The organism is Citrifermentans bremense, assembly GCF_014218275.1.
Taxonomy (GTDB): domain Bacteria; phylum Desulfobacterota; class Desulfuromonadia; order Geobacterales; family Geobacteraceae; genus Geomonas; species Geomonas pelophila.
Window position 1 is genome coordinate 183510 of sequence record NZ_AP023213.1, and the last position, 22194, is coordinate 205703.

23 protein-coding genes are annotated in these 22194 nt (G+C 62.5%); 6 read left to right on the forward strand and 17 right to left on the reverse strand.

From position 1 onward, the window contains the following. Window positions 1-39 precede the first annotated feature (39 nt). The 5 genes from GEOBRER4_RS00755 to GEOBRER4_RS00775 all read left to right on the forward strand — a co-directional run bounded on the left by GEOBRER4_RS00755 (window position 40) and on the right by GEOBRER4_RS00775 (window position 3348). Entirely contained in the window at window positions 40-342 is a 303-nt protein-coding gene (locus GEOBRER4_RS00755) for a Rieske (2Fe-2S) protein (protein ID WP_085814326.1), read from the forward strand. Between the two features lie 119 nt (window positions 343-461). Beyond that, complete coding sequence (gene rplU, locus GEOBRER4_RS00760; RefSeq protein WP_012528601.1) at window positions 462-770, forward strand: 50S ribosomal protein L21; 309 nt, start codon at window positions 462-464, stop codon at window positions 768-770. 67 nt (window positions 771-837) lie between these two features. Then, the gene (gene rpmA, locus GEOBRER4_RS00765; RefSeq protein WP_012528602.1) at window positions 838-1095 is read left to right on the forward strand and encodes a 50S ribosomal protein L27; all 258 of its coding nucleotides are present in this window, start codon (window positions 838-840) and stop codon (window positions 1093-1095) included. Window positions 1096-1169: 74 nt separating this feature from the next. Then, window positions 1170-2186, forward strand: a complete 1017-nt coding sequence (gene obgE / locus GEOBRER4_RS00770) for a GTPase ObgE (RefSeq protein ID WP_185243816.1) — start codon at window positions 1170-1172, stop codon at window positions 2184-2186. A 226-nt stretch (window positions 2187-2412) separates the two neighbouring features. Beyond that, window positions 2413-3348 carry an HD-GYP domain-containing protein gene (locus GEOBRER4_RS00775; RefSeq protein WP_185243817.1) on the forward strand — a complete coding sequence of 312 codons (936 nt, stop codon included), beginning with the start codon at window positions 2413-2415 and terminating at the stop codon, window positions 3346-3348. Between the two features lie 207 nt (window positions 3349-3555). Here the strand turns inward: GEOBRER4_RS00775 and GEOBRER4_RS00780 are convergent, their stop codons facing one another. The 17 genes from GEOBRER4_RS00780 to GEOBRER4_RS00860 all read right to left on the reverse strand — a co-directional run bounded on the left by GEOBRER4_RS00780 (window position 3556) and on the right by GEOBRER4_RS00860 (window position 21601). Beyond that, entirely contained in the window at window positions 3556-4950 is a 1395-nt protein-coding gene (locus GEOBRER4_RS00780) for an NADH-quinone oxidoreductase subunit N (protein WP_185243818.1), read from the reverse strand. A 50-nt stretch (window positions 4951-5000) separates the two neighbouring features. Then, window positions 5001-6488 (reverse strand): complex I subunit 4 family protein, encoded by a 1488-nt coding sequence (locus GEOBRER4_RS00785; protein WP_185243819.1) that lies wholly within the window; start codon window positions 6486-6488, stop codon window positions 5001-5003. A 13-nt stretch (window positions 6489-6501) separates the two neighbouring features. Next, entirely contained in the window at window positions 6502-8373 is a 1872-nt protein-coding gene (nuoL, locus tag GEOBRER4_RS00790; RefSeq protein ID WP_185243820.1) for an NADH-quinone oxidoreductase subunit L, read from the reverse strand. Window positions 8374-8478: 105 nt separating this feature from the next. Beyond that, complete coding sequence (gene nuoK / locus GEOBRER4_RS00795) at window positions 8479-8787, reverse strand: NADH-quinone oxidoreductase subunit NuoK (protein WP_085814320.1); 309 nt, start codon at window positions 8785-8787, stop codon at window positions 8479-8481. Then, window positions 8784-9266 carry an NADH-quinone oxidoreductase subunit J family protein gene (locus GEOBRER4_RS00800; RefSeq protein ID WP_185243821.1) on the reverse strand — a complete coding sequence of 161 codons (483 nt, stop codon included), beginning with the start codon at window positions 9264-9266 and terminating at the stop codon, window positions 8784-8786. The genes nuoK and GEOBRER4_RS00800 overlap by 4 nt, the downstream gene beginning before the upstream one ends. A gap of 19 nt (window positions 9267-9285) precedes the next feature. Further along, entirely contained in the window at window positions 9286-9816 is a 531-nt protein-coding gene (gene nuoI / locus GEOBRER4_RS00805; protein WP_185243822.1) for an NADH-quinone oxidoreductase subunit NuoI, read from the reverse strand. Window positions 9817-9932: 116 nt separating this feature from the next. Beyond that, window positions 9933-10382 (reverse strand): ankyrin repeat domain-containing protein, encoded by a 450-nt coding sequence (locus tag GEOBRER4_RS00810; protein WP_185243823.1) that lies wholly within the window; start codon window positions 10380-10382, stop codon window positions 9933-9935. 46 nt (window positions 10383-10428) lie between these two features. Further along, window positions 10429-11418, reverse strand: coding sequence for an NADH-quinone oxidoreductase subunit NuoH (nuoH, locus tag GEOBRER4_RS00815; RefSeq protein WP_185245255.1), 990 nt, complete (start codon window positions 11416-11418; stop codon window positions 10429-10431). Then, window positions 11418-13364 (reverse strand): 2Fe-2S iron-sulfur cluster-binding protein, encoded by a 1947-nt coding sequence (locus tag GEOBRER4_RS00820; protein WP_185243824.1) that lies wholly within the window; start codon window positions 13362-13364, stop codon window positions 11418-11420. The genes nuoH and GEOBRER4_RS00820 overlap by 1 nt, the downstream gene beginning before the upstream one ends. A gap of 25 nt (window positions 13365-13389) precedes the next feature. Beyond that, complete coding sequence (gene nuoF / locus GEOBRER4_RS00825; RefSeq protein WP_185243825.1) at window positions 13390-14655, reverse strand: NADH-quinone oxidoreductase subunit NuoF; 1266 nt, start codon at window positions 14653-14655, stop codon at window positions 13390-13392. Window positions 14656-14664: 9 nt separating this feature from the next. Further along, window positions 14665-15132, reverse strand: a complete 468-nt coding sequence (nuoE, locus tag GEOBRER4_RS00830) for an NADH-quinone oxidoreductase subunit NuoE (protein WP_185243826.1) — start codon at window positions 15130-15132, stop codon at window positions 14665-14667. A 22-nt stretch (window positions 15133-15154) separates the two neighbouring features. Continuing rightward, complete coding sequence (locus GEOBRER4_RS00835) at window positions 15155-17539, reverse strand: NADH-quinone oxidoreductase subunit B/C/D (RefSeq protein ID WP_185243827.1); 2385 nt, start codon at window positions 17537-17539, stop codon at window positions 15155-15157. Then, complete coding sequence (gene ndhC, locus GEOBRER4_RS00840; RefSeq protein ID WP_404813872.1) at window positions 17536-17937, reverse strand: NADH-quinone oxidoreductase subunit A; 402 nt, start codon at window positions 17935-17937, stop codon at window positions 17536-17538. Before ndhC ends, GEOBRER4_RS00835 begins: the two co-directional genes overlap by 4 nt. 105 nt (window positions 17938-18042) lie before the next feature. Beyond that, window positions 18043-19212, reverse strand: coding sequence for a GspE/PulE/PilB domain-containing protein (locus tag GEOBRER4_RS00845; RefSeq protein WP_185243828.1), 1170 nt, complete (start codon window positions 19210-19212; stop codon window positions 18043-18045). Window positions 19213-19443: 231 nt separating this feature from the next. Beyond that, entirely contained in the window at window positions 19444-20451 is a 1008-nt protein-coding gene (locus GEOBRER4_RS00850; RefSeq protein ID WP_185243829.1) for a YhdH/YhfP family quinone oxidoreductase, read from the reverse strand. Window positions 20452-20472: 21 nt separating this feature from the next. Next, the gene (locus GEOBRER4_RS00855; protein WP_185243830.1) at window positions 20473-20928 is read right to left on the reverse strand and encodes a GreA/GreB family elongation factor; all 456 of its coding nucleotides are present in this window, start codon (window positions 20926-20928) and stop codon (window positions 20473-20475) included. Window positions 20929-21052: 124 nt separating this feature from the next. Continuing rightward, on the reverse strand, window positions 21053-21601 hold the full coding sequence (locus tag GEOBRER4_RS00860) for an acyloxyacyl hydrolase (RefSeq protein ID WP_185243831.1): 549 nt from the start codon (window positions 21599-21601) through the stop codon (window positions 21053-21055). 221 nt (window positions 21602-21822) lie between these two features. Here GEOBRER4_RS00860 and GEOBRER4_RS00865 point away from each other — a divergent pair, with 221 nt between their 5' ends. Beyond that, the gene (locus tag GEOBRER4_RS00865) at window positions 21823-22194 is read left to right on the forward strand and encodes a hypothetical protein (RefSeq protein ID WP_185243832.1); all 372 of its coding nucleotides are present in this window, start codon (window positions 21823-21825) and stop codon (window positions 22192-22194) included.

The following is a 22194-nucleotide window of genomic DNA, read 5'->3' on the forward strand; positions in this document are numbered from 1 at the left end:
ACAGGATTCACTTTAACCGCACGACGTACAGGAGGTTCCATGGTCTTTGCTGCGAAGCTGTCCGAGGTCCCGGAGTTTGGCAAAAAGCTGGTCGAGGCAGGCGGGGTGCAGGTGCTCCTGGTGAAAACCAAGGGGACGGTGTACGCCTGCGAGAGTGAGTGCCCGCACCAGGGGGCGCCCCTGCAGGGGGCCTTCATCAAGGAGGCCGGGCGGCTCTCCTGCCCGAGGCACGGCTACCGTTTCGACCTCGCCACCGGCGCCTGCGCCGACCATCCGGAGTGCATCCTCAAGGTGTACCCCGTCGAGATTCGGGGTGACGAGATCTTCGTCGAGGTCGCTTGACCCTCAGCTCCGACCTGGCAGAAAAATAGGCTGAGGCGGAAAAAAGCCTTGACTCCAAAAACTTTTCAAGATAAGTTTGACCGCTCAATTGTAAATCCAGGGTAAAGGTGGTGAAGTTCATGTACGCAGTAGTTAAAACCGGAGGGAAGCAGTACAAAGTTTCCGAGGGCGATTTTCTGAAAGTCGAAAAATTGGAGGGCGCGGTAGGCGATACCGTCGAGTTCTCCGAGATCCTGATGGTTGGCGGCGATAAGGTTGTTATCGGAACACCTTTAGTGCCCAGCGCCTCTGTGGTCGGCAAGATTGTCGAGCAGGGCAAAGACAAGAAGATTCTGGTCTTCAAGTCCAAGCGCCGGAAAAACACCAGGAAACTTAATGGGCACCGTCAACTCAGAACGATCCTCAAGATCGAGAAGATCAACGCCTAGGCAATATTTTACAGGACGGTAGGCGAGCCCTCGATCGACAGGGAGCTACCGGCAGAAGGAGCAGAAAATGGCACACAAGAAAGGCGTCGGCAGTTCCAGGAACGGCCGCGACTCCGACGGCCAGAGGCTTGGTTGCAAGAAATTTGGCGGCGAAGCCGTCAAAGCCGGCAACATCATCTACCGTCAGCACGGCACCAAGATCCACCCGGGGAACAACGTCGGCCTTGGCAAGGACTACACCCTGTTCGCCCTGATCGAGGGCGTGGTGAAGTTCGAGCGCATGGGCAAAGACCGTAAAAAGGTCTCCGTTTACCCGGCCAACTAGCCAACGCAGCATAAAAGAGTGTGAAAGCCCGGAGCCGCAAGGTCCGGGCTTTTGCCGTTTCCACAGGAAAGTTAATGAGTTTTATAGATGAAGTTAAGATAAACGTGAAGTCCGGTGACGGCGGCGCGGGTTGTGTCTCCTTCCGCAGGGAGAAGTTCATTCCCCTGGGAGGCCCCGACGGCGGCGATGGCGGCAAAGGTGGCGACGTGGTGGTCAAGGTTTCCTCGCACCTCTCCACGCTGCTCGACCTGCGCCAGCACCCGCACCAGAAAGCCGGCCGCGGCAAGAACGGCATGGGGAGCGACCGTCACGGCGCGAACGGCAATACCCTGGAGATCCTGGTGCCGCAGGGAACGGTGATCAAGGACGCCGAGACCGGAGAGATCCTCGCCGACCTCACCGAACCGGACTCCTCCATCGTGCTCCTGAAGGGGGGGCGCGGCGGGCAGGGGAACGCCCGGTTCAAGACAGCCACCCACAAGGCCCCCAAGTTCGCGCAGCCCGGCGAGCCGGGGGAGGAGCGCTGGATCCGGATGGAGCTGAAGCTGATGGCGGACGTGGGGCTGCTGGGCATGCCCAGCGTCGGCAAGTCTTCGCTGATCGCGAAGATATCCGCGGCCCGCCCGAAAATCGCCGAATACCACTTCACCACGCTCAAGCCGAGCCTCGGCGTGGTCCAGTACAAGAACTACCGTTCCTTCGTTATGGCCGACATCCCTGGCCTGATCGAAGGAGCGAGCGAGGGGGCGGGGCTCGGGCACCGTTTCCTCAAGCACCTGGAGCGGACCGGGCAACTGCTGCACCTGCTCGACCTCTCCTGGATGCCGGATCGGGACCCGATCGCCGAGTACGAGGCGATCAATCGGGAACTGGCGCTCTTCAACCCTGAGCTCGCCGAGAAGCGCCAGACCGTCGTCATCAACAAGATCGACCTCCCGCATGTGAAGGAAAACCTGAAAGAGGTACTTCCCTACTTCGAGGAGCGGGGGATAAAGGTCTTTCCCATCTCCGCCGCGACCGGGGAGGGGATACCGGAGCTCCTGGACGACATCGCCTTCAACCTGTGGGGCGAGCCGGAAGAGACCTGGTAGAGAGTTAAATTGTCGAAAACGGGGGGCAGCCGAAAGGTTGCTCCCCTTTTTTTATGCGCGACAACGGAGGTGAGCGCTGTGGTCTATAGGCGGCAAGCTGGAAAAGTCGTGGTAGACTAGGCAATGTTTTAAAAAACGTTAATATATCAGACGGCGATCAGGTGGCCCGGATTCTATCACATGATGTTCTGCAACGCGTAAACCCGAATATTCCAGGAGGGCAAGCATGTACAGAATGATCCAGCTGGAGTCCCTGGTACCCGAAACCCTCCCCGGCGTGGCTCTCTTCATCAAGCATGGCGACAACCATGTCCTCTATAAGAATCCCAACCTTTCTTTCACCCAGAACGATAAAGAGCGGCTGCTGGACAACAACGTGAACCAACTCTTCATCAAAGCGGCAGAGATGTCCACCTACAACCAGTATGTCGAGGCGAACCTCCCCATACTGCTCAGCGATGACGATATCGAGCCCATCGTGAAACAGAACATGCTGTACCAGGCATCGATAAACTATGTTCAGGAGATCTTTGACAGTCCCGCCATCGCTATAAAGCAGAACGTCGAACGCTGCAGGAACCTCATCAGCCTGATCCTGAACGACGTGATGAACTCCGACGGCGTCATCAACGCCCTGAGCAGCCTAGTGGATCACAACACCTACACCTACGTGCACTCGGTGCAGGTCGCCGCGTATTCCATCGCCCTGCACGTGAAGATGCTTGAATTGAGCAGGGACGAGCTGATGGATGTCGGCATCGGGTCGCTGTTTCACGACTACGGCAAGGTGTACGTCCCTAAGGAGCTTCTGGACAAACCAGGCAAATTGACCGCGAGCGAGTTCATGGAGGTGAAGAAGCATCCCGTCTATGGCTACAGCACGCTGAAGGACCTGGAGATCTTCACCCCCGTCGCCCTAGGGATCGTGAAGCATCATCACGAAAAGGAAAACGGCAACGGGTATCCCGACGGCCTCTTCAGCTACGACATCGCGAGAAGTTCAAAGATAACGGCCATAGCCGACGTTTTCAGCGCGCTGACAACCACCCGTTCCTATCGAAACGCCCTCTCCAAGGAGAGCGCCTTGGAGATCATGTACGGAGAGATGGAAGGGTCGTTCGACATGCAGTACCTGGACACCTTCAGGGAGAGCCTCAACTGATCCAGGATCGGGAGTGCAGCGACAAAAAGCCCCTCCGGCAGCAACCGGCGGGGCTTTTTTATTGATTATCGGTGGGAGGTTTCGAGCTGCTCAACAGGCAAAAAAATTGGGGAGCTCAGACCATCAATCCACGAAGCGTGGCACGAGAACTAGCGTCCCCCCCTTTGCGAAGGGGGGACAGGGGGGACTTGCTTAAAAGGGGGGGGCTTACTGCAGCGCGGCATCCACAAGTTGGATCAGCGGGGCCGGGAATACCCCCAGCACCAGGATGAAAGCCGCCGCGCAGCATAATGCAGCGGCGTCGGCAGCGGAAGCGGCCCGGGGTGCGGGATCGGAGGAGCGGTGCATGTAGAGCTGCGCTACCACCTTGAGGTAGAAAAAGGAGGAGACTGCAGCGCTCAGGATACCGATGATGGCGAGCGCCGTTTCCCCCCCCCTGATGGCCGAGTAGAAGATGAAGAACTTGCCGATAAAGCCTCCGGTGGGTGGCAGGCCGGCCAAGGCCAGCATGGCGAGGGCCAGCACGCCGCCGCGCAAAGGAGCGCTGAAGCCGAGCCCGGCGTAGTCGGTTATCTGGTCCCTCTCCTGTTCCAGGGAGAGCGAGGCAATGGCCCCGAAAGCGGCCAGGTTCATAGCGGTGTAGATGGTGCCGTAAAGGAGTAGCGCGGCGTAGCCGTCCCTGGTGCCGGTGAGAAGCGCGAGGGTGAGATAGCCCATGTGCGCCACGGACGAGTAGGCGAGCATCCTCTTGATGTTCTGCTGCCGGAGCGCCGCGAGGTTTCCCACCACCATGGACAGTAGCGACAGCAAGACAAGTGGGATGCGCAGCTCCGGCATCGGGGGGGAGAAGGCGAGGAGCATGAGCAATAGAGATGCTGCCGCCACCTTGGAGCTGGTGGAAAGAAAGGCCGCGACCGGTGCGGGAGCCCCCTGGTAGACGTCTGGGGTCCAGAGGTGCGCCGGGACCAGCGATAGCTTGAATGCCATGCCCATGATCACCACGCCCCACCCAGCTGCGACGATGGCGCGGTTGCCGGCATGCGCAACGGCACCGGATAAGGCCAGCGTGCCGCTGCCGGCGAAGATGAGGGCGAAGCCGAAAGCGGTGAAGGCGGCGGCGACCGCTCCCATGAGGAGGTATTTCAGCCCCGCCTCGCCTGACTCGGCCCGCTGCAGGTCCATAGTAACGAGGATATAAAAGGCGAAGGAGACCGACTCGATAGCCAGGAAGAGGATCAAGAGGTTTGAGGCGCACGGGAGCACGCAAAGGGCGAACAAGGCGAACAGGACCGTCGCCGGGTATTCCTCCCCTTTGATGGCGCGGTTCTCGTTGTAGCCGTGGGAAAGGAGCAGCGTCAGCAGAGCCGCGGCGCAGAATAGCGGGATCAGGAACTGCGCCAGCGGCGTGAAGGTAAGTCCGGCCACAGCGGGCGCGGCAGAGGGGGCTGTGAAGACGGCCCACAGGCCCGCAGCCGCAGCAGTAACCACAGCGATCGAGGTGGTGGTCCCGCTAAGGAGCAGCGGTCCGCAAAGTAGCACGACCAGCGCTCCCAGCCCGGTGATGATGATCGGCATCATGGTATGTAAATCCGGAATGATCATTTAATCTCCAAAAGTACTCACCACAGAGGCTACCTCTGTGGTCAGCGCCTTTACCTCGAAACCAATAACGCGATAGGGGCCTTGAAGAGGTCCAGCACCGGGGTTGGGTGAACGCCCAGGTACACGGCGACCAGAGCGAGAACGGCGAGGACGCCGGCTTCTCTCATGGTCAGGTCTTTCAACTCAAGCGGCTTTTGCTCTTTGACGAACAGCACCTCCTGCACCAGCCTGACGGTGTAGACCAGCGTCAGCACGATACCCAGGAACGCCCCCAGGGCGGCTACGGGCGCAACCTTGAAGGCTCCCACCAGCACCAGGAACTCCCCTACGAAGTTGTTCAACCCCGGCAACCCGGCGGAGGCCATGCAGAAGAACAGGAAAAAGAACGACAACGCCGGGACCTTGCCCCATATGCCGCCGTAGGCGGCGAGTTCCCTGTTGTCGCTCCGCTCGTCCAGCATCCCCACCACTACGAACAGGGCCCCGGTGGTTACGGCATGGTTGACCATCTGCAGCAGCGCCCCGGACAGGGCGAGGGGACTCCAGGCCGCTATCCCCAGGGCGATGAATCCCATGTGGCTGAGGCTCGAGTACGCCACCAGCCGCTTCATGTCCTTTTGCGCGAAGGCTATCCAGGCGCCGAAGCTGATCACGAAAACGGCGGCCAGGTAGAGCACGGGGGTGAAGGCGCGGGCGGCTTCGGGGAAGAGCGGGAAGGCGAAACGGATGAGGCCATAGGCGCCGGTCTTGGAAAGGAGGCTCGCCAGGAGCAGCGTCCCGGCGATGGGGGCGTCGGCGTAGGCGTCCGGCTGCCAGCTGTGCAGCGGGAAAAGCGGGATCTTCACGGCGAACGCCACCAGGAACCCGGCGAAAAGCCAGAGGGCAAGACCGTAGGGAACGCTGGTCTGCACCAGCGCTGGGAGGGCGAAGGTATAGCTGCCGGTCTGTGTTCCGTGCATCAGGTAGAGCGTGACGATGGAAACCAGCATGAGCAGCGAGCCCACGAAGGTATAGAGGAAGAACTTGATGGCGGAATAGACCGGACGCCCGTTCCCCCAGATACCGGACAGGAATACGATCGGGATCAGCATCGCCTCGAAGAAAAGGTAGAAAAGAAACAGGTCTAGGCTTAGGAACACGCCTTGGATCGTGCACTCCAAGGCGAGCAGCAAGGCGTAGTAAAGAGGCGTACGCTCCTTGATCTGTCTCCAGGAGATGAGGACTGCGACGACAGTGATGAACGAGGTCAGAAGCACCATGATCTGGCTGATGCCATCCATGCCGAGCGTGTAACGGATGCCGAAACGCTCGATCCAGGGTAGATCCTCGAACAGGAAGAACCCGGCGGGGGCGCCAGGGTAGGCCGCGGGGAGCCTGGAGCTGAAAAACGGTAAAGCGGCGAGGACGAGTTCCGCCAGGGCAGCTGCCAGGGCGAAGCCACGCGCCAGCGCCTGCGAAGGGCGCAACGCCACAAGGAGCAGCGAAGCTGCAAGCGGCAGGAAAATCAGCACGGAAAGTATCGGGAAATCAGGTGTCATCGCAGGTCCCGTGTCAGATGAAAAGCCAGGCGAGGTAGCCGATCATGAGGGCCACCCCGGCAGCGAAACTAAGCAGGTAGATGGAGACGCGGCCGGTGCTCCAGCGCCCGAGCCAAGTGCCGGTCCAGCCAACGCCGCCGGCCAGGCGGTTAAGCGAGCCGTCTATCATCCCTTCGTCCACCTTTTGCCAGAGGACACTGGACAGCGCCTGGTAAGGGCGGACCAGGATCATGTCGTACAAGGCGTCGAAATACCACCCCTTCAGAAGGAATACGAACAGCGGGGACTGGTCGTCCGCCTCCTCTATCCGTCGCTCTCTGCCGCGGCCATACCGGAAATGCGCGGCCACGAGACCCGCAAGGGCCAGCGCGCCGGCTATCGCCTGCAGTGCAACTTCTTCCCCGCCCGGGCCCTCTATCGTTTTTCCGCCCGGGACCGCGGCGAACAGGCGACCCAGGAACCCTTCCCCGAGGTAAGCGGGAAGGTCGAGAAGACCTCCGGAGAGGGCCAGGAGCGCCAGCGGGATCAGGACGGCCTGCATGGTCTTCAGCCCACCGGTCTCATGAGCTTCCTGGCTGGAACCTCCGAAGACGAGGTAGACCATGCGGAAGGTGTAGTAGGCGGTGACGAGAGCGGTGATGAGCGCAAGGAAGTACAGGGATTGGTACAAAATTCCGCCCTTGCTCCAGACGGCAAGGAGGATGCTGTCCTTGCTGAAAAAACCGCCGGTAAGCGGAATCCCGGCCAGGCAGGCGGCTCCGGCGAGGAAGCTCCAGAAGGTGACCGGCAGGGTGCGCCTGAGCCCGCCCATCTTGAAGATGTCCTGCTCGTGGTGCATGGCGGCTATGACGCACCCCGCGCCGAGGAAGAGGAGCGCCTTGAAGAAGGCGTGAACCAGCAAGTGGAAGGTTGCGGCGGTGACGGCTCCCGCGCCGACTCCGAGCATCATGTAGCCGATCTGGCTGATGGTCGAGAAGGCGAGCACGCGCTTCAGGTCACGCTGCGCCAAGGCGCAGGTGGCGCCGTAAAAGGCGGTCACCGCGCCGGTGACGGCGATGGCGGCCATGGCCGTCGGGGACGAGCCGACTAGGGGGAGCATGCGCGCCAGCAGGTAGACGCCGGCGGTTACCATTGTGGCCGCGTGGATCATGGCGGAGACCGGCGTCGGGCCGGCCATGGCGTCCGGAAGCCAGACCATGAGCGGCACCTGGGCCGATTTCCCCATGGCCGCAATGAGGAAGAGGATGCCGATGGCGGTGATGATGGAGCCTGGCATGAGGAAGCCCATGCCGTTTAGCTGGGTGACCGAAAGGGTGCCGAAGAGCTGGAACAGCCAGGCCAATGCTACCATGAGCGCTGTGTCGCCGATGCGGGTGGTGATGAAAGCCTTCCTCCCTGCGTCGGCGTTGTCCTTCTCCCGGTACCAGAAGCCGATCAGGAGGTACGAGCAGAACCCGACCCCCTCCCAGCCGAGGTAGAGGAGCGGCAGGCTTTCAGCCAGGACGAGGGTGAGCATGGCGAAGACGAAGAGGTTCAAGAGCGCGAAGTAGCGTGCGTAGTCCTCGTCGCCTCTCATGTAAAACACCGAGTAGATGTGGATCAGGCCGCAGACGAAGCCGACCATCAGGCAAAGCGAGAGCGAAAGCGGATCGAGGTAGAGCGAGACCGGGATCTGGAGTTCCGCGGAGGCGAACCATTCCGTGAGCGTCACCGTTTGCGGCCCGCCATAGGCCGCGGCCGAAAGCACCGCACAGGCGAAGCTCCCCCATACCGTCGCGCAGGCGAGCGCCTCCACCAGCACGCGCGGCAGTTTGCGCCCGGCCAGGGCGCAGAAGACCCCGCCGAGAAGCGGTAACAAAAGCATGAGGGATAGATAGGTTTGCATCAATATTCCTTGTCCGGTTGCGAGAAAAGCCTTTGCTTTCCCCCAAAAAACCTCAGTGACCTCTGTGAACCTCGGAGACCTCTGTGTTCCGCCTTTGGGTTTTCCCTACCCTTTCATCGAGCTGAAGTCGTCGGTGTCGACCGACTGCTTGCGCCGGTGCAGGTAGGCGACCATGGCGAGCGCGAGCGACACCTCCGCCGAGGTGAGCGCCATGATCATCAGCGAGAAGACCTGCCCCTCCGCGACCCCCCAATGGGCGGAGCCACCGACGAAGGTGAGCATCACCGCGTTCAGCATGATCTCGATGCCGATCAGCATCATGATCACGTTGGCGCGCCAGGCGACGACGCAGGCAAGCCCCATGGCGAAAAGGATCGAGGCGAGTATCAGCACTTCGTACAAAGGTATGCTCATCTGCGCCTCCCGAGGTAAAGTGCGCCGACCAGGGCGAAGAGAAGCTGCATGGAAACGAGCTCGATGGCGACGCCGTAGCGGGTGAAGAGGACCTTGGAGAACTGGCGCACCGTGTGCGATCCTCCCCCCGGTACCGGTGGCGCTTCCCCGGCTAAGAGGACCGTCAGCGACGCGACCACGACGAGGACCAGGAGCAGCGCCGGCCACCAATCGGAAAGCGTCGGCTTGGGGAGCTTCTCGGGGGAGGCCAGCTCCACCATCATGATGACGAAGAGGAAAAGCACCATGATGGCGCCCGCATAGATGATGACCTCGAGGGCGGCGACGAAGGGCGCGCCCAGGAGGTAGAAGATGAGCGCCAGGGCGAAGAACGAAGTCACCAGGTAGACGATGGCGCGTACCGCCTGCCTTGCCGTGATGGCACAGAGCGTCCCTATCACGGTGACCGCTGCAAGTATGTAGAAGATGATCCGTTCCATTTCGCTCCGGTGGTATTTGTTACGGCAAGAGGCTGCGCGGGTCGGTCGGTTCCTGCTCGCCGGGGGCGCTCCCCCGCGGCTGCACCACGCCGATTCCCGCATGCCTGTAGTAGTTGTATTCAGGGTCCTTCCCGGTGCTGTCTATCAGAAGGTCCTCCTTTTCGTACACCATGTCCATCACATCCCGCTTGCAGCGGAACATCTCCGGCGACATCTGGATGGCTAGCGTCGGGCACGCCTCGGCGCACAGGCCGCACAGGATGCAGCGGGAGAAGTTGATACGGAACCAGGCGGCGTAGCGGCGGCCGTTCTCCCCTTCGGCGGCGGCCATGGAGATGCAGTCCACGGGGCAGGCTCCGGAACAGAGGTAGCAGGCGACGCAGCGTTCGGCGCCGTCGGGGTCCCGGGTGAGCACGATGCTGCCGCGAAAGCGCGGGGGCATCGGCCTTTGCTCCTCGGGGAACTGCACGGTTACCGGCTTCCGCCAGATGTGGCTGAAGGTGATGGAAAGGCCGGTCAGGATCTCTTTTATGTCGGTCAGAATGGGCATCTTTTCCTGTTCGCGGCACTGCCGCTCGGGAAGATCGATTTCACCACCCGGAGCGCTTGGCGCCTGCGGGGGCGGAGGCCCGGCAGACAGCGCGGGCTGTCTGCCGGAGAGGGCGATTAATTGGGCCGTAAAGATTTCAAAAGTACGTCCAGGGTCTGCTTGTGGCAATTGTTCTCAGCATAGGCGAGCGCCGTGCTCCCGCTGTAGGACATGGCCATCGGGTCCGCACCGCTGGCAACCAGAAGCTGCGAGGTTGCAGTGCAGCCGTAGTTCGCTGCCAGCATCAGCGGGGTGTGGCCGTCCCGGTCCCGCGCGTCGACTTCCGCGCCGTTACTCAACAACAGCCGGACTACATCGGCGCTGCCGTGAGCCGCGGCGAAATGAAGCGCGGTCTTTCCTTTGTCGCTTCTCGTGGACAGGTTCGCTCCTCTTTCCAGCAGGTCGTTGACTTCCGTGACGTTACCGGCTTTCGCGGCGTCCATAAGCGCGGTGTGGCCGTTTTTGTCCACGGCGTCGACCTGCGCCCTGAACCCTGCCCCCAACTCGACTTCCACGGTTGTTGTCATCGCAGTTCCTCCTTTGGTGAGAATACATTGCCCAGTACAACGCCTCTTATCGTAAAGCCAGCCACCATCCGGTGGCCAGAATGTTGAGAAGAGCTAGCGGTGTCAGGAACTTCCAGCCCAGGTGCATGAGCTGGTCGTAGCGAAGACGAGGGAGGGTTCCCCTGACCCAGATGAAGACGAAAGCGAAGAGCGCGACCTTGATGAAGAACCACAGGATCGGCGGCAGCAGCGGCCCGCGCCATCCCCCCAGGAAGAAGAGGGAGGCCAGAGCGCTGAGCGAGATGATGTTGATGTACTCGCCGACGAAGAAAAGGCCGAAACGCATCCCCGAATACTCGGTGTGGAACCCGGCTACCAGCTCTCCCTCTGCCTCGGGGAGGTCGAACGGGATCCTGCGGCACTCGGCCAGGATGCTGACCAGGAAGATGGCGAAGGCCAGAGGCTGGTACACGATGAAAGGCATCTGCGCCTGCGCGTCGACTATTTCCGAGAGCCTGAGCGACTTGGCGAGCATCACCACGGGGACCAGCGAAAGCCCCATGGAGAGCTCGTAGGAAATCAGCTGGGAGAGCCCGCGGATGCTCCCCAGGAGCGCGTATTTGGAGTTCGACGCCCACCCCCCGAGCGCGACGCCGTAGACGGCGATGGAGGAGAGGGCGAGAAACACCAGCACCCCTACGTCCAGGTCGGCGATCTGCAGGTGAACCTGGCGGCCGAAAAGGACTTCCGGCGCCCCCACCGGGATGATGGCGAAGGTCAGGATGGCCGGAATCGCCGCCATCGCCGGGGCCACCGAGAAGAGAAAGCGATCGGCGGCCTTGGGAATCATGTCCTCCTTGGTGAGCATCTTGATGACGTCGGCCAGCGGCTGGAGCAGCCCGAAGGGGCCGACCCGGTTTGGGCCGATGCGGTCCTGGATCCAGCCGAGGATGCGCCGCTCCGCCAGCACCATGTAGGCGGCGAGCGTGAGGATGACGGCGAAGAGCACGACGATCTTCCCCAGCATCAGCACTATGTCCAAGGCGTCCCAGGTCATCATGACAAGTCCTGTGTAGATAGGAGATCGTAGATGCGCACCCCTTCGCCCTCGGGGTCAAGGTCTCTCAGCTTGCCCCAGCTTCCCGTGAGCGGCTCGTTCACCGGCTCCCCGCCAAGTTCCAGGATCAGGTCGGCCATGACCCGCCAGGCCTCCCGTTCCGCTCCGCCCGGTATCTCATTTCGGTGCACGCGGGGCGGGTGCAGGGAGACCGCCTCGGTCTCGCTCGAGTAGTACTTGGAATCCAGCCCCTTGAGCGGAAGCCCCGCGGGCCTGCTGCTAAGGAAGCGCTGGGCTCTCCCCTCGTAGTTGATGCTGGTGCCGTCGGACTCGATCCAGGTGGTGGTGGGGAGGAACACGGAAGCCTTTTTCGCGGTGGCGCCGAGTTTCCAGTCGGCACAGGCGAGCACCTCCACACGCTCCAAGAGCCAGGGGGGGGGCTCCGCCTCGAAACAGGCCACCGCTTTCACCTGGCCCGACTCGACCAGGTCGGAGAGGGTGGCGGCGCCTCGCTCCAGGGCCACCAGGGAGGCGCCGAAACCGTTCGCCGCCGGTTGCAGCATGACGAGCTTCGCCCCGCTCGACGCCAGGTAAGAGAGAAGCTCCGGGGACTTCCCCCCGGCGCCACAGATGACGACCCCCTTGGAGCCTCCCTCGAAGGGAACCTCGTCGAGCGTCGCCACCTCCTGGTACCGAAAGGGGAGCGGGTGCGTTTCACCCTCCCTCGCCCCTCCCACGCGGAAGACCTGCGCCCCGGCAAGCGAAGCCTTGCGCACTGAAAGCGCGAGCATCGCCCCTTCTTCCATCAGGTCCAGCTCGAAGAGGGTGATGCACTCCGCCTTCTCGATGTCGCGCACGCGTGCGGCGTTTTCCTCGTTCAGGAGCCGGACCGCCGCGAGGCTTCCCTGCGCCGGCCCAGCTTCGGCGAAATAGCAGGCCTGCGCCCCTATCACCCGCGCCAATTCGGAGAGGACGAGGCAACCCTCCAGCGAAAGGCGCCCGGAGCCTAAGAAGGCGAGGCTTGCCGCGCCGTTTTGCAGGCAGAACTCTGATATGCGGTTCGCCGCCGACTCCAGGGCATTACGGTAGTCGCATGGGGCGCCGTCGACCTCTGGGTCGCGCGGGCGCTGCGGGCCGTTCAGGTATTCCTTGTCGTAGCGCCCCCGGTCACAGATGAACCAGCCGTTCACCTGGTCGTTCCTGCGCGCGACGATCTTGATCAGCTCGCGCTGGAAGTTCTGCGGCGAGGTGTTGCAGCCGACCGAGCAGTGCTGGCAGACGGCAGGGGAGAACCGGTAGTCCCAGTAGCGCGCCCGGAAGCGTCCCGTCTTGTCGGTGAAGACCCCTGTAGGGCAGATGTCGACCAGGTTCCCGGAGAAGGGGGACTCCAGCGCCCCTTCAGCGAACCTGCCGAAATAGACCCGGCCGGCGCTCCCCGTGACGCCGAAATCGGTGCCGCCGGCGTACTCCTGGTAGAACCTCGCGCAGCGGTAGCATTCGATGCAGCGGTTCATCTCGTGGTGGATCCGCTCGCCCAGGTACTGGTTCTGGAAGGTCCGCTTCTTCCCCTGGTACCTGCGGCGGCTGTGCCCTCCGGCGATGGTGAAGTCCTGCAGCAGGCATTCCCCCCCTTCGTCGCAGACCGGGCAGTCGTGAGGGTGGTTCAGCATGAGCCATTCGATGACCAGCGAGCGCATCTTGAGCGCCTCGGGATCGGTGGTGGAGACCACCATCCCGTCCTGGGCCGGAAGCGAGCACGACATCTGGATCCCCTTCACCGGCCCGTCCAAAAGCTTTACGGCGCAGAGGCGGCAGGCGGCGGCGATGGCGAGCGCCGGGTGGTAGCAGAAGTGCGGGATGGTGATCCCGACGCTGCGTGCGGCTTCCAGGACGCTGGTGCCCGGCGGCACCTCGACCGGTATGTCATCGATGATCAGCTTCGGCATGTGATGGCTCTGAGGTCCTTTCGCCCTATTTCTTCAGCGGGCACTTCTTCTTCACGATATGCTCCCGCACCTCGTCCTCGAAGTGCCGCAAAAGTCCGTCCAGCGGCGCCATGGCGCCTGGGGCCAGGGCGCAGAAGGAGTAGTTCAGGTACTTTACGTGCTCGCGCAGGATGGCGATGTCGTCTTCCCTGCCATACCCCGTCTCGATCCTGGTGAGGATCTCCTTAACGTAGGGAAGCCCCTCCCGGCACGGGGTGCACCAGCCGCACGACTCGCGGGCGAAGAAGGTGATCAGGTTGAGCGTCGCCTCCACAAGGCAGTGGTCCTGGTCGAAAACTATGACCGCGCCGGAGCCGAGCCGGGAGCCGACCTTGGCGACGGTGTCGTAATCCATCGGCACCTTCAGGTGCTCCGCGGTGAGAAACTGCGTCGAGGCGCCGCCGGGGATGCAGGCCTTGAAGGTCTTTCCCAGGCGCATGCCGCCGCAGGGGCCGTCGATGATGTCGGAAAGCGGAATGCCGATGGGAAGCTCGACGCAGGCGCGGTCCTTCACCGAGCCGCTCACGCAAAAGAGCTTGCTTCCCGCCCCTTCCGGGTTCATAGCGAGCCCCTTGAACCAGGCCGCGCCCCGGGCGATGATAGCCGGGATGTTGGCCAGGGTCTCCACGTTGTTCACCACGGTTGGCCCGCCCCAGAGCCCCTTAACCGCGGGGAAGGGGGGCTTTTGCCGCGGGTTCGGGCGCTTCCCCTCCAAAGCGTTGATCAACGCCGTTTCCTCGCCGCAGATGTAGCGGCCTGCTGAAAGGTGCAGGTCGATGTCGATGGAGTGTTCGCTCCCGAGGATGCGCTCGCCCAGGAATCCTTCCTCTTTCGCCTCCGCGATGGCGCGGGCGAGGTTTTCGGCGGCCTTCTCGTACCCCTTGCGGATGAAGATGAAGCCGTGCCTCACCCCCAGCGCGTAACAGGCGAGCGTGATCCCCTCGACTAGGCTGTAGGGGTTATGCTCCAGGAGCACCCTGTCCTTGTAGGTGCCGGGCTCCATCTCGTCGCAGTTGCAGATGATCCAGCGCGGCCCGGGGAGGTCCCGCGGCACGAAGGACCACTTCTTCCCCGTCGGGAAGCCGGCGCCCCCGCGCCCGCGCAGGCCGGAGTCGATCACGGTCTGCTGCACCTCGGCCGGGGTCATCCCCGTGATCGCCTTCCTGAGCGCTTCGAAGCCCCCTTCGGCGCGGTACTCCTTGAAGACTACCGAGCGGTCCCGGCGGTTATGTCGAAAGAGAGGGAGTTCCATGTCGTCCTTTTAACCCCGCTCCTTTTCCAGTATCTCGTCCACCAGATGCGGCGTCAGGTGCCCGTAGGGGGTGTCCCCCACGGACATCGCTGGGCTGTCGCCGCACCTTCCCATGCAGGCGCAGGGCAAAAGGGTGTACATCCCGTCCGCCGTGGTCCCGCCGAGCTCCACCCCCAGGCGCTTTTTCAGGTGCTCGATGATGCCGTCGCAGTCGGCGCACCAGCAGGAGATGGAGTCGCAGACGTGGATCACCTTCTTCCCGACCGGGCGCCGGTAGATCATCTCGTAAAAGGTGGCGAGCTCCTCCACCTGCAAAGGCGACAGCCCAAGGAGCCCGGCCGCCTCGACGACTGCCTCGTCGGTGAGCCAGCCGTAGTGGGCCTGCAGCTCCTTCATCACGTCGACCGCCGCCTCGCGGGGGGTGACGGCGGCCTGTACCCTGTTGGTCAGCGATTTTTTCAGTGTTTCGGGTATCATCAACGTTTCCGTTCCTCTCTTGTCAGCGGTCCAGGTCCGAGAGCACGAAGTCGAGCGACCCCAGGATGGCCAGGAAGTCGGAGACCAGCCAGCCGCGGCTCAATACCGGGAGCGACTGGATGTGCGGAAAGGTGGCGGTCCTTATCCTCATCCGGTAGGCAGTGTGCAGCCCGTCCGAGACGGCGAAGTAGCCGTACTCCCCCTTGGACCCCTCGATGGGGGCGTAGCACTCCCCTTTCGGGGGGGACATGCCGCGGGTAGCGTTGACGAAGTGGTGGATCAGCGACTCGATGTCCTCCAGGGTGTCGCGCTTCTGCGGCAGCGTGTAGCGGTAGTCGGGCGAGATGAAGCGTCCACCGGGCATCCCGGCCGCGGCCTGCCTCACGATGGAGAGCGACTGCCTCATCTCCTCCATCCGCACCTGGTAGCGCGCGTAGCAGTCTCCCCCTTTAGCCGTCGCCACCTCGAACTCGAAGCGCTCGTAGCCGCCGTAGGGCATCTTCTTCCGGAGATCCCAGGCGAAGTCGCAGGCGCGCAGGTTGGGGCCGGTGATCCCCCACTCCAGCGCCGTGTCGAGGGTGATGGCGGAGACCCCCTTCAAGCGGGCCGTGAAGATGGGATTTCCCGAGAGGAGCTTGTCGTACTCGGCGAGCCTTGCCGGGAACCATTCCAGGAACAACTGCACCTTCTCCTGCCACCCTTCGGGGAGGTCCTCGGCGACCCCGCCGATCCGGAACCAGGCCGGGTGCATCCGCCCGCCGGTGATGAACTCGACGATGTCGAAGATCTTCTCCCGGTCGGTGAAGGTGTAGAAGACCGGGGTCATGGCGCCGAGATCGGAGGCGAAGGTGCCGAGCCAGACCAGGTGGTTCGCGATCCGGAACAGCTCGCAGAGCATGACCCGGATGTAGAGCGCCCGCTCCGGGATATCGATGCCGCAAAGGGTCTCCACCGAGTTCAGGTAGGCGAGGTTGTTCTGCACCCCGGAGAGGTAGTCGACCCGGTCCGTGTAGGGGATGTACTGGTGCCAGTTCTGCCGCTCCCCGGTCTTCTCGGCGGCGCGGTGGTGGTAGCCTATGTCGCTGTCCATGTCGACGATCTCTTCGCCGGAGAGCTTAAGCACGAACCTGATGACGCCGTGGGTGCCGGGGTGCTGCGGTCCCAGGTTAAGGATCAGGGTGTCGTCGTCCACCCGGTCGAAGAAGTCGCCGCCGGGAAGCGCCTTCTGCCTCCTGGCGTCTTCCGCCGTGTAAGGGGGAAGCTCCGTCGCTCTGGCCGGGTGCTCCTTCCTGAGCGGGTACCCCTCCCAATCCGGCGGCATCAGTATCCTGCTCAGGTTGGGATGGCCGGCGAAGCGGATGCCGAACATGTCGTAGGCTTCCCGCTCGTACCAGTTGGCGGCGGGGAAGACGGAGGTGACGCTGGGGGTCTCGGGGTAGCTCCCTTCCAGCTCGGTCTTGATCCTGATCCGGCCCGGGGTGTCGAAGCAGGTGAGGTGGTAATTGACGGTGAAATCCTTGTAGCTTTCCCGGTCGCGGCGGCAGGATTCGTCCACGCAGGCGATGTCTTCAAGGCGCCGGAAGCGGGACTCCTTGCGCTCTTTCAGGTGCCTCAAGAGCTCCGGCACGAGCCTTGCCGGCGCGCGGTAGGTGAGCATGTCGCAGGCGCTCTCGTCGAGGACCACCTCCCCCCCGAACGCCGCCTCCAGCTCCTCCCTGAGGTTGAAGTCGGGGTAGGGGAGCCGGGGCTGTTTCGGGCGCCAGAGCTCGTCGGAGCGCGGGGCCGGGAAGTAGGGGTGCTGCATCTCGGTCCCCCGGATGGCGATTCCCTCCATCCCGGGGCCGCGGGTGTCGCGCGACTTGGTGACGCCGTCCACCAGGATGGGAGCCACCGTCCCCTGGGTTCCCCCCTGCATCCTCAGTACCGGACGGGTCGGGCGCTCTTCGCTCCTGATCTTTTGCTGCAGCAGCATCAGCCCTTCCAGGAAGGACTCCGGCCGCGGCGGGCACCCCGGGATGTAGAGGTCGACCGGGAGGATCTGGTTCACCCCCTGGACCACGCTGTAGACGTCGTACATCCCCCCCGAGTTGGCGCAGCTCCCCATGGAGATCACCCACTTCGGCTCGGCCATCTGGTCGTAGAGCCTGAGGATGCTGGGGGCCATCTTCTTGAAGACGGTGCCGGCTATCACCATGAGGTCGGATTCGCGGGGGGTGCCGCGGAGCACCTCCGCCCCGAAGCGCGAGACGTCGTAGCGGGAGGTGAAGGAGGTCATCATTTCGACGAAGCAGCAGGAAAGGCCGAAGAACATCGGCCACAGGGAATTCGCCCTCCCCCAGTTGATCAGGTCGTCCAGGGAGGTGAGGAGGACGTTCTCCGGTATTTTGTCGTCGTCACCCTGGTTCAAGGTCGTTTACCCCGCATGGCAGAAGGACCCCAGTCCAGTCCCCCCTTCATCCAGAGCCAGACCAGCCCCAGCATGAGGACGGTGATGAAGAGGGTGATGTGGACCATCCCCGGCATGCCCAGGAGGTCCCACGAGGTGGCCCAGGCGATGATGAACGCCCCTTCCACGTCGAAGACTATGAAGAAGATGGCGATCAGGTAGAAGGGGACTTGGGAGGCGTGCCGGGCGTTGCCGGTGGGAACCATCCCGGATTCGAAGGGGATGTGCTTTTCGGCGGTCTCCCGCCCGGAACCCAGGTAGCGGGCAGCCAGCAGGAGGACGCCGATGAGCCCCACCGCGAAGAGGGTGTAGATGGCAAGGGGAATCAATTCTACCTGCTGCGGTGTGACGGGCATCATTTGCCTTTCAATGAGGAGATTGGGGGATTTCGGCACCCGTATAATCTAACGTAGAGCCGATGAAAGTCAATTTGGCGCGGCGCTTATTTTCGTCGCTCATTGATGCTATGTCATTAAAATCTTGCTCTTGAGGATAAGGATCTCGAACGCCATCGCGGCCTTCGCCATCAGCTTCTGGAGCTGGGGAAGCTCGACGTCTAAAGAGGTGCTCCCGCCGCCTATGTAGAGCACCGCCACCACCCGTCCCATCATCGTCAGGGGTACCAGGAGGTTGTGAGGCGGGTTACCGCCGCCCAGGGCTCTCAAAAGGCGCACGTTGCCGGCCATGGCGGGAAGAGGACCCACGTAGAAGCTCTTGGTTTCGTCGACGACCTGCAGCACTGAGGGCTCCGTCGGCGGGATCTCCACCGCTTCGAAATCCGGAACCGGCTTCTGGTCCACCTGCGCGAGCCACCCGGTCGCCTTACCCCCCCTGAGCAGGAAGAAGGCGACCCGGGGGAACCGCTGCGCCAGGTGCCCCACGACGAGGTCGGCTATCTGGTCCCGGTCCTCGGCATGGGCAAGTCCTGTCAGCACGCCGTCCAGCGAGTAATCCTTCTCCGGCGCGTTCTGGTAGAGCGAGCTTCCCGCCAGCGGGTCGAGGGTCGGCTCTATGCTCAGGTCGCCGAAGCACTCCAACTCGTCCAGGAGAGGAAGTTCCAGTATCTCGGCCTCCTCCGCCGACAGCCACGGGTCGTCCTCGGGAGGCGATGGCGGGGCTGCCGCCTTGGCGGTCTTGGGTTGAGCCGCAGGCGTAGCGTTCTGTGCCCGGTTCCTGCTGAGCCCTTCGACGCTGATGTAGCGCAGCTCCCGCTTGATCCCGTAGTACTTCTCCATCGCGCTCAAAAGCCGCAACTCCGGCGCGATGACGGGGACCACTATGTAGCCGGTGGCAAAGGCGATCTCATCTATGGCGTGAAAGTCGCTGGGGTCCAGCATGGCGAGGGTGAGCTTACGGTTGTTGAGGGCGACGGGGATCACCCGGTGCTTGCGGACGTATTCCTCGGGGACCGCGCCGACCACATGGGGTGGGATATCGATCAGCTGACCGGGGGAGGTGTGGGCGATGCCGGTTTTCTGGCTCAGGAAGTGCGCGAGTTCCTGTTCGTCCAGGTACCCCATTTCGACGAGGTTGGTGCCGAAGCGCCCCCCGAAAATCGCCTGGCCTTTCAGCGTCTCTTCGAGTTGCGTCGGCGTTATCTTCCCGGCATTTACCAGCAGCTCGCCCAATCTCATTGTTTATGCACCCTCCGCCCATGGCATTGCACCGCATTAAAAGCATTGCTGCTGCGAAGACATTGACAGAGGCATTCCGCAAGATGGAACAGGAACAATCATGCCGGGAGCACTGGATCCTCACAGAGCAAACGAATCAGGCGTTAAAATAGAGCCCACAGGTTGAGTTGTCAATAATGATAGTTCTTAACAAGGTTAATCGGGTGCAAGAGCCATCGGCGGTTAAGATCGTTACTGGCCGGGGTCGAGATTGACTACTGTGCGGCCGCGCGATTCGCCCTTCAGCATGGCGTGGAACCTCTCCTCCAGCTCAGCCAGCGGCACTTCCTGCGCCTGCGCGAGAATCCGCTGCGGCTTCCAGTCGCTTGCCAGCAGCTGCCATACCTCGTTCCTGGCCGCGGAGGGGCACTGCGCGGAATCGACCCCGAGAAGCGATACCCCCCTCAGGATGAACGGGAAGACGTTCAGGGGAAGTTCGGCGGAACCCGCGAGTCCGCAGCAGGTAACTACCCCGCCGTAGCTCGCGGACTTGATCGCTGCCGCCAGCATGGGGCCGCCCACGACGTCGATCACCCCGGCCCAGCGTTCCTTCAGGAGCGGGCGGTCGGAGTTCTGCAGGAAGGCCTCGCGGCTTAGCACCTGACGCGCCCCCAGCCCGGTCAGGTACTCGGTCTCCTCGATCTTGCCGGTCACCGCCACGACCTGGTACCCCGCCTGGGAAAGGATCGCTACGGCGACGCTTCCCACCCCGCCGGTGGCGCCGGTCACCAGGATCTCGCCGTGCTCGGGCCTCACCCCCGCCTGGACGAGCTTTTGCAGCGACAGCCCCGCGGTAAGCCCGGCCGTTCCCAGCGCCATGCTTTCCTTGAGCGACAGCGCCTCGGGGAGCCGGACCCCCCAGGCGGAGGGGACCCGGATATACTGGCCGTACCCGCCGGGGGTGTTCATGCCGAGGTCGTAGCCGGTGACGATGACCTTTTCGCCCTCGCGGAAGGCGCCGTCGGCACAGGAAACCACCTCGCCCGCCGCATCTATGCCGGGTGTGTGGGGATAGTTCTTGGTCACCCCCGGGCGCCCCAGCGCGGAGAGGGCGTCCTTGTAGTTGAGCGAGGAGGAGCGAACCCTGACCAGCAGTTCCCCCGGCGGCAGTTCGTCGATCGATCTCTTCTTGATCTGCCGGGTAAAAGTCCCGGGCGCCTCTTCCTCTACGACCAGTGCATCGAAAAGTTCCGCTGCCATGCTCCCTCCTGTTTGCTCCGGTCAGGACACCGCGACTACCTCGTATGCCACTGTCCCGATCCGGGCCTCGTCGCCTTCGCTTTTGCCGATCAGTTCCTGCCCCAGGGGCGACCCGGGGGTGATCACCACCACTTCCTCCCCCTCGAGCTCCAGCTTCAAGCCACCCTCCTGGGGGCCGATGAAGAAGGTTTTGCTGCCGCCGTCCGCTCCCTCCAGCGTCACCAGCGCCGTGAGGCGGATCGCTGCGCCGGAGTCGAACTGTTGCAGCTCCAGGGAGCGGTAGGCGTGCAGCGCGCGCCGGATCTCCTGGGCGCGGTTCGCCTGCCCTTGGGCCACGTATGAAGCCTCCAGGCTCAGCGTGTCGTATTTGTTGTCGGGGATGTTTTCTTCGTGGGTGGCCGCTTCATGTGCGGCCCGGGCCGCGTTGGTCAATACGGCTAGATCCGCCGCGAGCCTTTCGACTATGAGCTGGTGCACCAGCCTCTTTTTATCCGTTGCGATGAGCTATGCCTTCCTCTGCGATGGTTTACCGCCCAGGCGGTGGGCGTGGAGGCGATACTATAACTTCCCATCTCATCTGTCATCGGAAAAAAGACCGATTTCATCGGGCCGGGTACCAGTTGATGCCGAAGAGGTGCAGGTTCAGGCCTGGGTTTGGACTGCCGTTGAAACCGGCGTGGGACATGTGCTGGAACCGGTAGGAAAAGGCGAATTGGCGGCTGAAGTGGTAGATTAACCCGCCGTGGGAGACGAATTCCTCGATGCCGTTGTAGTCCCAGGTGCCGAACTTGTCGCGGGTCAGGAGGGCGACGCTCAGTCCGAGGTCGAGTTCCAGGGGGAAACGTTCAGGGTTCCCTATGGCGAAAGAGGGGCCCAGGGAGCCGATGAAGCCATACTCCCCCTGGCTTTTCAATGCGCCTGCCGTGAGTGCTATACGCGTCGATATGCCCCACCCCCCCTTGCTGCGCAGGCTCCAGGGTAGTTCGTATTCGCCGAACGCCTCGTATTGGGTGGTGTTCCTATCCTTGGAGTCGGCAGCCAAGCCCCCTCTTATCCCGAAGGGACCCCAACCTCCTTCCGCGCGAGCCTGGGGAGGGTGGTACAGGCCGAGGACGAGCAGTGCGAGGAGCAGATAGATGGTCGTTTTCATGGCCGTCTCCCTTGGTTGGACGCATTTAATTTAGCTGAAATCCTACTGAAAGCAACCGGGGCGGGAAAAACTCCTGGACTGGCGCCGGGGGTGACTGCGGAGGGGACCGCCACGCTGGAAAAGTAGCTGTTCTTGCGTATTAGTTGGGGCGGTTGTACTATTTAAATTGACCGGTGGAGCTGACATCCCTTAAGGAGATGGGCAACCCGAAGGAGGCGGCTATGAAAGGGTACGAATTGGTAAAGCAAATACGTGAGGAGAGGAGTCATCACCCGGAGCGGATGTTTATCAAGTGGTGGCGCAATGAGGAAGACTTCATCGATTTCGATCTTGTTGCCAGGTTCCTCGACACTCTCAAAGAGAGCAGCAAAATCGACGGATTCGAACTGATAGACCAGGAAGAGATGTGGCGTACCGTGCAGTCCCGTTGCGAAGGAAGGGTGACCAAGGAACAGCGTGACGGTGACTGGGTGCTGCGCTGGACACCTCCTGAAGGGAAGAAGCTTGAGGAGATGCAGACAGATTTCCCGTACACGCCTGAGTCGCTGTTGAAGATCCTGGACCAGGAGACGAACTACAACTATGTCGACTAG

Bases quoted from the DNA above. Each gene is read 5' to 3' on its own strand.
- GEOBRER4_RS00780 (WP_185243818.1), bottom strand. From the start codon at position 4,950: ATGATCATTCCGGATTTACATACCATGATGCCGATCATCATCACCGGG.
- GEOBRER4_RS00800 (WP_185243821.1), bottom strand. From the start codon at position 9,266: ATGGAACGGATCATCTTCTACATACTTGCAGCGGTCACCGTGATAGGG.
- GEOBRER4_RS00785 (WP_185243819.1), bottom strand. From the start codon at position 6,488: ATGACACCTGATTTCCCGATACTTTCCGTGCTGATTTTCCTGCCGCTT.
- nuoL (WP_185243820.1), bottom strand. From the start codon at position 8,373: ATGCAAACCTATCTATCCCTCATGCTTTTGTTACCGCTTCTCGGCGGG.
- GEOBRER4_RS00850 (WP_185243829.1), bottom strand. From the start codon at position 20,451: ATGGCAGCGGAACTTTTCGATGCACTGGTCGTAGAGGAAGAGGCGCCC.
- GEOBRER4_RS00845 (WP_185243828.1), bottom strand. From the start codon at position 19,212: ATGAGATTGGGCGAGCTGCTGGTAAATGCCGGGAAGATAACGCCGACG.
- GEOBRER4_RS00810 (WP_185243823.1), bottom strand. From the start codon at position 10,382: ATGACAACAACCGTGGAAGTCGAGTTGGGGGCAGGGTTCAGGGCGCAG.
- rpmA (WP_012528602.1), top strand. From the start codon at position 838: ATGGCACACAAGAAAGGCGTCGGCAGTTCCAGGAACGGCCGCGACTCC.
- GEOBRER4_RS00820 (WP_185243824.1), bottom strand. From the start codon at position 13,364: ATGCCGAAGCTGATCATCGATGACATACCGGTCGAGGTGCCGCCGGGC.
- nuoK (WP_085814320.1), bottom strand. From the start codon at position 8,787: ATGAGCATACCTTTGTACGAAGTGCTGATACTCGCCTCGATCCTTTTC.
- ndhC (WP_404813872.1), bottom strand. From the start codon at position 17,937: ATGATGCCCGTCACACCGCAGCAGGTAGAATTGATTCCCCTTGCCATC.
- nuoE (WP_185243826.1), bottom strand. From the start codon at position 15,132: ATGATACCCGAAACACTGAAAAAATCGCTGACCAACAGGGTACAGGCC.
- nuoF (WP_185243825.1), bottom strand. From the start codon at position 14,655: ATGGAACTCCCTCTCTTTCGACATAACCGCCGGGACCGCTCGGTAGTC.
- GEOBRER4_RS00775 (WP_185243817.1), top strand. From the start codon at position 2,413: ATGTACAGAATGATCCAGCTGGAGTCCCTGGTACCCGAAACCCTCCCC.
- GEOBRER4_RS00860 (WP_185243831.1), bottom strand. From the start codon at position 21,601: ATGAAAACGACCATCTATCTGCTCCTCGCACTGCTCGTCCTCGGCCTG.
- obgE (WP_185243816.1), top strand. From the start codon at position 1,170: ATGAGTTTTATAGATGAAGTTAAGATAAACGTGAAGTCCGGTGACGGC.
- GEOBRER4_RS00755 (WP_085814326.1), top strand. From the start codon at position 40: ATGGTCTTTGCTGCGAAGCTGTCCGAGGTCCCGGAGTTTGGCAAAAAG.
- nuoH (WP_185245255.1), bottom strand. From the start codon at position 11,418: ATGACCTGGGACGCCTTGGACATAGTGCTGATGCTGGGGAAGATCGTC.
- rplU (WP_012528601.1), top strand. From the start codon at position 462: ATGTACGCAGTAGTTAAAACCGGAGGGAAGCAGTACAAAGTTTCCGAG.
- GEOBRER4_RS00865 (WP_185243832.1), top strand. From the start codon at position 21,823: ATGAAAGGGTACGAATTGGTAAAGCAAATACGTGAGGAGAGGAGTCAT.
- nuoI (WP_185243822.1), bottom strand. From the start codon at position 9,816: ATGCCCATTCTGACCGACATAAAAGAGATCCTGACCGGCCTTTCCATC.